Below are 12535 nucleotides of genomic sequence, written 5' to 3' on the forward strand. Positions count from 1 at the left end.
AACCAAGCTATCCAGCGTTTTCATGTCCGACAAATACGCCACAATATGGGGTATGAGGCATGCAACGAGTGCACGCCTCGGATTCGAACGGCAAGGGAGATTGCAATGATTGACACTGCACAAGCATTCGGCGTTGACATCGGTGGCTCGGGCATCAAGGCCGCTCCGGTGAATCTGGAGAAGGGCGAATTCGCCGAACCCCGCCTGAAGATCCTCACTCCAGAGCATTCCACTCCCAAGGCTGTGGGAGACATTGTGCGCCAGCAGCTCGAGCATTTCGAAGTGCCCGAGGACGTACCGGTGGGAATTGCGTTCCCGGCCCCGATCAAGCCGGGTAAGAAGCTCGACTTCATGGCGAACCTCGATCAGTCGTGGATTGGTGTGGACGTGACCGAGGTGTTCTCCGAGGCATGCGGCCGTCCTGTCACCGTGGTCAACGACGCGGACGCGGCCGGTCTGGCGGAACAGGCGTTCGGTGCGGCGGCGGGCCAGGATGGGCTTGTCATCGCCACCACCCTCGGCACCGGCATCGGTACCGCCCTGATCTACGATGGCGTGCTCATCCCCAACACCGAGCTCGGCCACATCCAACTGCCGAAGGGCAAGGGCGATGCGGAGAAGTATGCGGCATCCTCGGTCCGTGAGAAACTCGACATGGGCTACAGGAAGTGGGCCAAGCGCCTCACCAAGTACTACGGTCTCATGGAGCTGTACTTCAGCCCCGAGTTGTTCGTGGTCGGCGGTGGTGTGAGCCGCGTCTCCGAGAAGTTCCTGCCGTACATCGACATCAAGACCCCGATTGTCGCCGCCAAGCTGCATAACGAGGCGGGCATCGTGGGTGCCGCCTACTACGCCAACCAGCAGTCGGCCAAGTAGGTCGCATTACATTCATGCAAGACTCGAGGCGCCATGGGATTCCATGGTGCCTCCAGCCGTATTCGCCCTGTTATGGACGACGCTGGGAGTAGTATTATGCCGTGCGTTTTTCCAGCAGAATCGATGTGAGCCAGCCGAATCCAATCGCCGCATGCGAAGCAGAGGCCAAGGCTCGTGGGGTGGACCTCGACAAACTCAATGACTCGAATCCCACGGCGCACGGCCTTGCGCCGCAATTGCTCCCGCAGGTGTATCGGGCACAGCCACGTGGTCAGATGGAGGCACGGCGTCGCCTTGCCAGGGCAATAGGATGCCCGGATCCGGAGCGACTGTATCTGCTCAGTTCCACATCGCAGGCCTATGCATGGCTCATGATGTTGCTATGTGATCCGGGGGAGGCGGTGCTCGCGCCGAAACCGGGATACCCGCTCATCGAATCGATCGCACGGCTGTGCGGAGTGAAGACGGTGGAATACCAGTTGCAATTCGACGGTTCCTGGTACATGGACATCGCGGCATTGCGGACCATACTGGAACGGGACGGGCAAGCAGGCCGGCACATCCGTGCGCTTATTGTGATCAATCCGAATAATCCGACCGGCCAATACGTCAAACCCAGCGAGCGGGAGCATCTCATCGAACTGTGCCGTGAGTTCGGCATCGCACTCATTGCAGACGAAGTGTTCTTCGACTATGCGTTGGAGCCATTCGAGGGCAATAGGAGATTCGCGGGCGAGCGCCGTGTGCTCACGTTCGCGCTTGATGGTTTTTCGAAGCGTCTCGCCGCGCCGCACGCCAAGGTGGGTTGGATCGAGGTCAGCGGTCCCGACGACGATGTTCGGGAAGCGATGCGCCGGCTCGATGTGATCGCCGATGACTTCCTGCCGATGAGCGAGCTCATCGCCGAACGCATGGACGACATGATTGCCGAACTCGACAGTCAGCATGACCGCGTGCAGGAGCGCATCTCACGGAATCTGGAATCGCTGCACCGGCTGCTCGATGCGGACGACCTGGGCGTGGTGAGCGTGCTCCGTGCCGAAGGGGGATGGAACGTGCTGCTGCGCTTCCCCTCGTTCATCGACGAGAACGAGCTGGTGACGACGATGATTCGCGACAATGCCACGTCCGGCCAGCCCGGCTATTTCTTCGACATGGAAGCCAATGGGTATTTGGCGATATCACTGCTGCCGGTACCGGATCTGTTCGACGCGCATGTGCGTCTGGTGCTCAGTGCCGTACGTCACTGTGTCGAGGAGATCTGACGGTATTTGCTGCGGATGAGCTGTGCATAGTATGCCGATGCACTCGCCGGTTCGCCGTCGAATGCAATCTCGCCCTCGTCCATCACAATGACACGCGTGATGTTGAATTCGTCATTGCGAATGAGATCGACATTATGCGTGGCGAAGACGACCGGCTTGCCACAGGTGAACAGACGGTGCGCGACATGCCGTGAGCTGATCTCATCGAGTCCGCGCATAGGCTCATCCGCGAGCAGCACACCTGGATTGGCGGCATATGCGCGGGCGATGGCGAACAGGTGCAACTGCTCGCCATCGAGTTCGTCGAGCGGGGTGCGCATGTTCGTATCCAACGAGAACTTCGCGAGTGCGTCACCGGCGATCGCAAGACGCTGTACGGTGGTGAGCCGGTATTTCCTGAGCAGCTCATCGATGGATTGCTCGATGCTCACATTGTGCCGCAATCGGTACAAATCCGCCTCACGCTGCACGGTGCCCACAATACGTTGGATCTGCGCCCGGCCGCCATGCGACGCATCGTAGCTCTTGCCATCGGCCTCGACGGTGACCTTCCCGGAACTCGGAGTGAGTGTGCCGTTCATGAGATCGATGAGTGTGGATTTGCCCGCTCCGTTGAGCCCTATGATCGCCGTGTTGCCATTTGAACATGACAGATCGAGTGAGATGTCGCGCACGCCGTATGTCTGGGCGTCATATGCGTATACGGCGTGGTCGAAACCGAACCCGACCTTTTGCGGCGGTGTTACGGGTCTGGTCGTTTTGAACAGCGATGTGAGCAATCCCATGCCGAACATTGTAGTCTGCAAATGTGCGCTTGCGTGCCTATACGCAGAACGAACAGCGGAGGGCGTCCGCATGCCACCTCACGGCAGCAACGTGAACCATGAACGCACGTCGGCGAATCTCGAGGGCATGATGTTGATCATGGCGTCATCACGACCGATGACGAACATGGAGGCCAATGCGAGCATGATGGCATACACCAGCACGATGACGAACACCACACGCCATGCGGGATGCCGTTCCACAAGCCATGCCATCACCGCCAATGCGCACAGCATGACGAGCCAGGAGAAATCCGCCAGATACCGCCACGCGAACCCACCCACATAGGCATCGAACACGAGCAACACCATGGACAGGGCGAGCATGGATGTCAGCGTGGCATACAGTCTGCCGAGCGGGCGTCTCATGAACGGGACGGCGAAGGCCAACAGGGCGAGTGGCATCAGCACGAACAGGCCAGCGGGCGTCGTCTCGGTGAAGAACCAGATGGGCGTCGGCGCGGGCGTAAGCTCAAGCCATGGGAAGTCATTGCCAAAGGTGAGCGGCAGAAACAGGTAGCAGCACAATGCGCGCGGCATCTGCGGGAGCGGTGTGTGGAAGTCGGTCATATTCGCCACAGTGATCTGGTAAGCGTTGCCGAAATCGGTGAACGAGCCGAAACGCATAGCGTTATAGGCAATCACCGGAACCACGATGAGCATGGCGGGTATGATGAGCGCGCACAGGAAACGCAACGCCTGAATGCGAGTGGCGCGTTCCCGCCATGTGGATGCGCTGAACACCGCGCGCACCTGCGGGAAGAACAGGGCAATGGCAAGCAATGCCGTCAATGCGAAGGTGGGACGACAGCCGATGGTGGCGGCGATGCACAGCGCGCCTAATGCCACATGCAGAAGACTCAATGAGGCGGCATCCGCGGAATCGGAACGGCCCAACGTGCATGTGCGTTTTCGCGCGACCGGGGCGCCAAGCCAAAGCCACATTCCCAGGAAGGTCAGGAACAGGCCGGAGGCGAAGGGAATCGAATAGAAATTCGTGCGATGCCAGAAATACAGCAGGTTCGAACCGAGCACGAACGCCAGACAGGAGAGCGCGCAGGTGGCCACGCTCACCTGCACCGGCATGCGTTTGAGCAGGCGGATCACCAGCAAACAGCCAAAGACGGCGGCACCGAACATGAGCAGCAGGTCGGCGCTCGCATTCGGCAACATGAGGCCGCCGGGAACGAACAGCGAGGTGATGGCACGATAGGGCAGGAAGAGCAACAGCGCAGGCAGCACACCGAAATAGGAATACCAATGGCCATCGTGATATGCGTAATCCCAGTAGATGTGCGTCACGCCCTGCTCGAGCAGACGGTCACGCGCAGCCGTGTCGTAGGGATTGCGCAGTTGGGCGAACTGTTCCGGCACGGGAAGGTCGAGCCATGCGTGGCCGTTCATAAGGGCCTGTGCGACATGGTCGTATTGGTCGTAGTCGTAGGAGTATCGGCCCGGAATGTGATAGGCCATCGGTGCGGCCCCGGCGATCTGCCAGTAGATCTGGACAGCCGTATAGCCGGCGAGAGCCAGCGCCCCAATGGTGAATGCGCCGCGTTGCAATCGCGAACTGGTGTCGAGTGGAATGAGCCACAGGCGGCTTCTGGGCGAGAATGCGATGAGCAATGCGGCAAACGCGGCCATGAGCAGCACCTGCGCCCAGTTCCAGCTGAACGGTACGCGTGCGTTGGCGTCAAGCCCCACAATCGGTATGAGGGAATCGGTTGCCTCCTCAATCCACAGGCGCACCGTGTGGTCACCATTAGACTGCGCATGCCGGGTTTCGGAATCCTGGTAGGGCAGGTAGGTGGAGCGAGGGGCATCGACGGCAACGGTCTGCATGCGGCCTCCGTCAAGCCGCACATGCACAAGCTCGCGGTAGAGCTCGTCACGTTGGACTTGGGTCATGGTCGTTCTGGCGAGGGCAATGTCATTCAGCGAGGTCATGAGCACCTGCGCGTAGGGTGATGAGCCATTCGTAGGCGCATCAATATATGCCTTGGTTGCGTCGGTGACCTGCAGCAGGCCATCGCCATGGATTGCGAGACCCGGGCCGAGTGTCACCTGAGGGTCGGCGGCGCTGTTCGACCCCTGTTCGATCAACGATTGTGAGGCGTCTGCAGGCCTCGCGGAGCGTGAGCGCAGGCATGCGAAATTGAATACGAGGCATTCCACGAGCACAATGACGGTTGCGGCGACGAGCGCGGCGATGAACGGATGGGTCCGGCGTGCAGGTGTGTTCACATGCGTCATTCTAACGGCATGCGAGTAACTGCCGTGACCTTGTGCGGGTAATCGGCAGACATATTGCGCCTTGACGTGTAGATTGGAACACATGACAGGCACGAATTCAAACACTTCCGACCCACAGCCACGCAAGCCGGCGCGGTGGCTGAGGAACCTGGGTGTCAATGCGGCCAGATATGCGCGTCAGGTGGAGTCGACGGCGCAGAGCATGTTCGCCGGCGCATTGCCCACGCACAACATGTTCACGCCGACTCCGACGAATCCGCTACTTGGCGTCAAGATGCCGTCAGCGGAGACGATCGTGCTTAATCCGTTGATGCGCCGCCGGTCGTTCTCGGTGGCTGGAACGGGACTGCCATTCGAGCGTGTCGGTTGGGTGCAGATGCCCGGCCTGCGCAGATTCGCCCTCGGCTATTTCACCTCGCATGACCGTTTCTGCACGCTGGCGATGGCCGATGACACCGGCGCCGTGTATATGACCGGCGACCTGTATGCGAACCTCGATGCACGCGAACCGGATTTAGAGCTTGACGTCACCGATTCACTCACGACCGATGACGATTCCCGCTTCGGCGGGACGAAACCGGCACACATCGCCACCGTGGAAGGATCCGCACGGGCACTTGTCGGCGATATCAGGGGGCGTGATGGCAACGGACGCATGGTCTGGCTCGCTCGCTTCCTCAAATCGGCGAATCGGTATACGATCGAAAACGCCCGTGCCGAATTGCCTGCGCGCCTTCGCACGGATCTCGAATACCGCGATCTCATGGCCGTGTGCTTCTTCCATCTCTACCTTGCAGTGTCGGTCAATGGCGGCCTGCAGGGGTATGGGGCCGGCAACATCATTTCGAATTTCCGTCGATTCTCACCGCTCGCAGCCATTCGCACCAGCGTGTCACAGACGGACACGGCACGTGCGCACCGCATGCGGGTGAGCGGTCTCGAGGAGTACTTCGCCGACACGATGAGACGCATAGGTGTCATGGGTGACCTGTCCGAATTGGAGGCAGACCATGGCAGTGAACCGCTGTATATGATTGAATCGCCCGTCTCCCATGCGCGTTTCCTCGTATGGGAGAAGCGCATGCCATATGATGCGATGCTTACCAGCCTCAAGCTCGAGGGGGCGGTCAACCGGTTCCTGCTGATCGACAAGTGGCTCGATTACAATGCCGCCCACAGCGAACAGCCGATCGAAGATACCGTGACGTTCAAGCAGGTCGCCCGCATCGACCGTCGTCTGTTGCGCAACCCGTCGCTGTCCGCCCTGCCGCCGACCCATCCTGTGCATATTCTCGACGACCCCGAATGTTTCCGTGTAGACGATTACCTGCATTTCGGCAGGGGCATGTCGCTGTCCGCGTCGCTCGACGCCTCACAGGCCGGCGTTGGCGTTGATGTACGGCATCTCGTCGGCAGCGAATGGATATACCGGCACGCCCTTGCAAATGCAGTCAACGCCCTATGGCTTCCTTTCAGATTCGACACGGATTTCCGTTCGAACCTGCAACAAGGTGAGGTGGCATTCGCCTTCACCTCGGCAAGCCGCACGCTCATGCCCGACGAGCTCATCAACATGCGATCCGGCGCCATGGCCGAACTCGATGAGGCCGAGCGTTCACGGATCAGCGCGGAATACAATCTGCAGATCGGGCTCATCTTCGCCTCCCTCGCATTCGGTGCCAGCGAGCAGATCAGACGCGTCTCGTTGCGCATGGATTCCCTCGGGCTGGAGGAGGCCGTCTACGAACGCGACAATGCCATCAAGACGCTCATGGACAGCGCGATGACGCAAATCTCCGATCTGACGAATCTTGAGGATTTCACCACGCACGCCGGCCAGGGAAGATTCGGCGAACGCGGCAGCGCCCTGTTCTCCGGCTCGGAAGAAACCTCGGGAGTCGGCGACGATGAGCATGATGGGGTTCAGACGCAGGCCATGCAGACCGATGCCGACTTCGACCGCGAATTGCGCGACCTGCTCGAGCACGACGAATCCACGTCGTCCGATGATACGACGACGCATCATGCCGAATCGGAGGACGACACGGTGCAATCCATCCTGAACGTGGATGAGGAATTCGACCGATTGCGCAACAGCAACCCCTCCATAAAACACCTGCTCACCGTCACATTCACGCGTGATGAATTCATCGACTACATGCACGCCAACAGCTGTGCCGACCCGTTCGCCGTATACGACGCGTTCGGCGCGCAATACGATTACGATGGCACCGAAGGATTCCGACCGGTCGAACCAGGCTTCAGCATGGACGACACACGCTTCACCGGCGACGCGGCCTACACGATTCCGGAACGACGCGACAGGCCTCTCGATGCAACAGTGGCGCGATCACTGGGCGCACACAATGTACGCGACCTGTCGATCTCGCGAGAGGAAATGTTCCGGGGCACCCTCGAACTCATTGCGGACACTGCGAAGAACGACGGCCTACGTGCCGACCGGAAGGCCACCTATGCAATGGGCCTGATCGAGCAGTGCGCAGATCCCGAACTGCGCAACCACGCCACCGAGATCACCACCGCAATCATCGACGGCACCCCCATACCGCAGATCACCAGCACCGTGGAGAGAGCACTCGCCGACGCACGCCGTAAATCACAGGAGATGGTGTTCTCCGGTGATGAGGAGGGGGCAATCGCGAACATGGAACGCGTGATCGGCGAACTCGACGAGATGTTCGAATCGGACGGCGTGGTGCCGCGCTACTTCACCTCCTACACCGACCGGGTGGTGTACAACCGGCTGTTCGCCATGCCGGACGAGCGCATCGCCCTCGTGCCCGATGCGCTGTTCCAAGCTCATCTCGACATGGGCGAAGTACTGTTCCGCTATGACAGGGGCGAGGAGGCGATGGCCCACCTCAATACCTTGGTGAGATACGCGCCCGCCACCGCTGGCGTACACATCCAACAGGCCATACGACTATGCGTCTCTGAGGATTGGAACTCGGTGCGAGCAGCCGCACTGAACGCGCTGCGCGTAGCCTGCGACCCGGTGGATGCCGCCAACGCATACTACTACTACGTCTGCGCCAGCTGGATGAAAGGCGACACCGCCGTCGCAGTGGCGGCCGGCAACCTCGCCACGTCGCTCACCCAGAACCTCGCACCCGCGCAACGTGCCAGGCTCGAACGATTCCGCAACCTCGCCATGGCACAGGGCGAACAGATCGCACAGACCGGTGCCCAGGCCGTCGGAGTCCTGATGCGACATGACGTGCCGGTGTGGCCGCAGGTGGAATGCGCGCAGATTATTCGCGACGCTGCCTTCACCGCCACCAACGAGAAGATCTTCCCCGTGGCACAGGCACTCAACGTGAGCTGGTATGCGCTGCAGGGAGGTAATCTGGGCCCGGGAGGCATGCAGTTCCTGCGCTCGCTGAATGCGTAGGACGATGGTATACGGCGCGTCCGGCACCCTCTCTGGTGCGTAGATGCGTAGGATTGACCAATGGGCCAAGACCGTGGCGTTTCGGATTGGGTAGGATTTGGAGGAATCCGGTTATGGAAGATGCATTGATTGCAGACGAGCAGCTCGACAGGTATCCGATTGGTTCGGATCCGTGGATTGACTCATTGCGTGACATCGACAGTGATGCGATGGAACTTGATGATCTCGACGTGTCGAAGCTCAATGTAGAGCAGGCGGTGCGGCTGTGGTCACGTCTGAGTGCTTGGGTGGAGGGCGATCAGGTGGCCTATTACGTCAAGGACGCCCCGCTTTCCTCCGATGCAGCGTACGATGCGCGCATGAATTGCCTCAAACGACTGGAGTCGGAGTTCCCCCAGCTTGACACGCCTCAGTCACCGACCCATCGGGTAGGTGGCACATTCTCGAACGACTTCACGGCGGTGCGGCACCCCTCCCAGATGATGAGCCTCGATGATGTGTTCTCCTTCGAGGAACTGCGTGCCTGGTACGATGGCGTGCGCAAGGACCTCGAATGGCCGGAAGACAAGCTGTTGCCCATGACCTGCGAGGTGAAGATAGACGGTCTGGCTCTGAATCTCATCTACCGCAACGGAGTTCTGACGCAGGGACTCACCCGTGGTGATGGGGTCACTGGCGAAGACATCACGATGAATGTGCGCACGATACACTCCATCCCCACCAATCTGGATGGCCCGGAGGGCGATATTCCCGATATGGTGGAGATTCGCGGCGAGGTGTTCATGCGGTGGGATGATTTTCACAAGCTCAACGAGGCGAACGAAGATGCGGGCAGACCACCGTTCGCCAATCCACGCAATGCGGCCGCGGGATCGCTACGCCAGAAGGATCCGCGCATCACCGCGCAGCGGCATCTGAGTTTCTATGCACATGGCATCGGCGAACTGGTATGGGGGTCGGGCAAGCCGGTGGATGTGGCCGACGAGGTGAGGAACCAGTCGGATGCCTACACGATGTACCGCAAATGGGGGGTGCCGATTTCGCCCCATAACCGCGAGGTCACCGACTTCGACCAGATTCTCGACATGATCGAATACTACGGCGAGCACCGGGGTGACATCGAGCATGCGCTCGACGGCATTGTGGTCAAAGTGGACGACCTCGCGTTGCAACGCAGACTGGGCAGCACCTCACGCGCGCCGCGTTGGGCCATCGCCTACAAATACCCGCCCGAGGAGGTCAACACCAAGCTCCTCAATATTGTGGTGCAGGTCGGGCGCACGGGCAGAGTCACACCGGTGGCCATACTGAACCCGGTGTATGTGGCCGGATCCACGGTGTCGCGCACCACGCTGCACAATGCATACGAGGTCAAACGCAAAGGCATTCTCATCGGCGATACGGTGGTAGTGCGCAAGGCCGGCGATGTGATCCCCGAACTGGTCGGCCCAGTAATCGCCAAACGCGAAGGGCATGAACAGGACCTACGCGAGTTCGTCATGCCTACACGATGCCCATCCTGTGACACCGTGTTGCGGTATGAGAAGGAGGGAGACAAGGACCTGCGATGCCCGAATTCGGAAAGCTGCCCGGCCCAGCTCGCCGAACGTGTGATCAATCTGGCGGCCCGCAAGGCATTCGACATTGAGCATCTGGGTGACCAAAGCGCGGTGGCGCTGACGAACCCCGAAGACAACAGGCCGGACTCGGTGGAAGCCTACGCCCCCGGCGTGCGTGAGATCGTGGTGGAACCAGGCGAGGAGCCGGCACCGTATCTGGCTCCGAGCGGGCTGGAACTTCCGCCCATCCAGGAGCCCGTACTCACCAGTGAAGCGAATTTGTTCGACCTCGAAGCAAGCGACCTCCGGGATGTCTATGTGTGGCGTGAAGCGCAGATCATCGAAGTGCGCAGGCACGTGGATTCGCATGGCAAGGAGAGGAAGGTGCGCCATCGTCTCGGCGGTTCCGGCCTGTGGCATAGGGAGCCGGCTTTCTGGTCCGGGGTCAAGGATGCCCCGCTGAAGAAGGACGCGAATCGCAAGACGGTGAAGGACTCCGAAGGCAACCCCGAATACGAGGTCAAACCGGATGCCGTGATTGTGGGCCATGGCAGGAATGGGCGGCCGCGCATCGAGGAACCCACCGAGAACACCAGGAAGATGCTCGATGAGATCGAGAAAGCCAAGCATACCGATCTGAGCCGCGTCCTCGTAGCGCTCTCCATTCGCCATGTGGGCCCACCGACCGCATTCACGCTGGCCAAGCACTTTAAGACACTCGATGCGCTGGCCGACGCCAGTGCCGAGGAACTCGAACAGATCGACGGCATAGGCGCGGAGATCGCCGATTCCATTGCGACATTCTTCGAGGAGGCTCGCATGCCGGGCAATTGGCGCGGCCGTGTGCTGGAGGCGTGGAAAGCCGCCGGTGTGGGCATGAGCACGCATGACGAGGGTCTTCCTCAGACGTTGGAAGGCAAGAGCGTGGTGGTCACCGGCACCCTTGAGCATTTCTCCCGCGAATCGGCTAAGGAGGCCATCGAACGCCGTGGCGGCAAGGCCTCCGGATCGGTGAGCAGGAAGACGGATTGGGTGGTCGTCGGAGCCAATCCCGGTTCGAAGGCCACGAAGGCCGAGGAACTGGGCATCCCGATCATCGACGAGCAACAGTTCGACACTTTGCTCGCCACCGGCGACGTGCAATGATTCGGCGTCCGGACAAGGCGATGGCATGTGGGCAGCGCTGCAATTGCACGCTGCCCACATGCCAGTTTGCTATGCCAGAAGACTCTTGGCCAGATGTCCGAAGGTACGACCGAAGTCGTCGTCGCGGAGCGTGCCGTCATCATTGAGCACGGCCGGACGTCCCTCGCTTTCGCCGATCTCACGGATACGCGGGTCGAGCGGCAATTGCGCCATGAGCGGCACCTCATAGTGCAGCGCATCGGTCAACTGGGAACTCACACGAGCTCCGCCTCCCGTGCCGAATATGTCGATCCGTTCGCCTGCATGCTCGAAATAGCTCATGTTCTCCACCACGCCACGCACCCGCATCGGCACCTGAAGTGCGACCAGGCCGGAACGCACGGCGATGTCCGACGCGGAGGGCTGTGGGGTCGTGACCACAACGAGCTCGGCGTTCGGCAATGCCTGCGCCACCGAAATCGCCATGTCGCCGGTGCCGGGGGCGAGATCAAGAATCAGCACATCGGGTTCGCCCCACCACACATCGGCCAGAAACTGTTCGAGCGAACGCTGCAGACGGGGGCCTCGCCATAGAATGGCACGGTCGGAACCGGCGAACATGCCAATCGACATGAGTTTGACGCCCCACGCGGTCACCGGCATCAGCATCCCGTTCAGATTCGTGGGCTGGTCGTGGACGCCGAAGAGGCGGGGGAGCGAGAAGCCGTAGATATCGGCGTCGATGGCCGCGGTGTCGTAGCCGAGTGCGGCGAACGTGGCCGCAAGATTGGCGGAGATGGAAGACTTTCCCACGCCACCCTTGCCTGAGGCGATGGCGAAGATGCGCGTTTTCGTACCCGGTTTGCTGAACGGGTTCTCACGACGGGCGGCTTTCAGATCGTTCACCAGCGACTTGAGTTTCTCCTCATCCATCGCGCCGACGACGATCTCGGCGGTGAGCTGCGCCTCGGCATAACTGGTCACGGCCGCCTCGATCTGCCTGCTGATCTCGGCAGACAGCGGGCAGCCAGGCACGGTGAGCTCCACATTGACCCGCACATTGAAGGAATCCAGGCCTGTGGGGCGAACATCGACGCCGCAGATCATACCCAGATCGGTGACCGAGCGGCCAAGCTCAGGGTCGATCACGTGGCTGAGCCGCTCAATGACGGCGGTTTCGATAATCTGCGTCTGATCAGTCATGCCATGCCTTTCTCAACT

Annotated in this window: 7 protein-coding genes; 4 read left to right on the top strand and 3 right to left on the bottom strand. The window is 60.5% G+C overall.

Annotation, left to right across the window (positions count from 1 at the left end):
• The first annotated feature begins 105 nt into the window (after positions 1–105).
• Positions 106–876 carry a polyphosphate--glucose phosphotransferase gene (gene ppgK / locus OGI63_RS05085; protein ID WP_004218121.1) on the top strand — a complete coding sequence of 257 codons (771 nt, stop codon included), beginning with the start codon at positions 106–108 and terminating at the stop codon, positions 874–876.
• A 101-nt stretch (positions 877–977) separates the two neighbouring features.
• Entirely contained in the window at positions 978–2141 is a 1164-nt protein-coding gene (locus OGI63_RS05090; RefSeq protein ID WP_012619969.1) for a pyridoxal phosphate-dependent aminotransferase, read from the top strand.
• On the opposite strand, the gene OGI63_RS05095 is transcribed toward OGI63_RS05090, so the two are convergent.
• A complete protein-coding gene (locus tag OGI63_RS05095) occupies positions 2120–2935 on the bottom strand; it encodes an ATP-binding cassette domain-containing protein (protein ID WP_004218119.1) in 816 nt (271 codons plus the stop codon). The two genes, OGI63_RS05090 and OGI63_RS05095, sit on opposite strands and share 22 nt — an antisense overlap.
• Positions 2936–3004: 69 nt before the next feature.
• Complete coding sequence (locus OGI63_RS05100; RefSeq protein WP_004218118.1) at positions 3005–5218, bottom strand: hypothetical protein; 2214 nt, start codon at positions 5216–5218, stop codon at positions 3005–3007.
• 82 nt (positions 5219–5300) lie between these two features.
• Between OGI63_RS05100 and OGI63_RS05105 the strand changes: the two genes are divergently transcribed.
• Together OGI63_RS05105 and ligA are read left to right on the top strand one after the other, a co-directional pair.
• Positions 5301–8630: a hypothetical protein gene (locus OGI63_RS05105; RefSeq protein ID WP_004218117.1), complete on the top strand. Its 3330-nt coding sequence runs from the start codon at positions 5301–5303 to the stop codon at positions 8628–8630.
• Between the two features lie 113 nt (positions 8631–8743).
• Entirely contained in the window at positions 8744–11335 is a 2592-nt protein-coding gene (gene ligA, locus OGI63_RS05110; RefSeq protein ID WP_004218116.1) for an NAD-dependent DNA ligase LigA, read from the top strand.
• Between the two features lie 69 nt (positions 11336–11404).
• Here ligA and OGI63_RS05115 read toward each other — a convergent pair whose 3' ends face one another.
• Positions 11405–12517, bottom strand: coding sequence for an Mrp/NBP35 family ATP-binding protein (locus OGI63_RS05115; RefSeq protein ID WP_004218112.1), 1113 nt, complete (start codon positions 12515–12517; stop codon positions 11405–11407).
• Between the last annotated feature and the right edge of the window lie 18 nt (positions 12518–12535).

The organism is Bifidobacterium sp. KRGSERBCFTRI, assembly GCF_025908335.1.

Bases quoted from the DNA above. Each gene is read 5' to 3' on its own strand.
- ligA (WP_004218116.1), top strand. From the start codon at position 8,744: ATGGAAGATGCATTGATTGCAGACGAGCAGCTCGACAGGTATCCGATT.
- ppgK (WP_004218121.1), top strand. From the start codon at position 106: ATGATTGACACTGCACAAGCATTCGGCGTTGACATCGGTGGCTCGGGC.
- OGI63_RS05100 (WP_004218118.1), bottom strand. From the start codon at position 5,218: ATGACGCATGTGAACACACCTGCACGCCGGACCCATCCGTTCATCGCC.
- OGI63_RS05095 (WP_004218119.1), bottom strand. From the start codon at position 2,935: ATGTTCGGCATGGGATTGCTCACATCGCTGTTCAAAACGACCAGACCC.
- OGI63_RS05115 (WP_004218112.1), bottom strand. From the start codon at position 12,517: ATGACTGATCAGACGCAGATTATCGAAACCGCCGTCATTGAGCGGCTC.
- OGI63_RS05105 (WP_004218117.1), top strand. From the start codon at position 5,301: ATGACAGGCACGAATTCAAACACTTCCGACCCACAGCCACGCAAGCCG.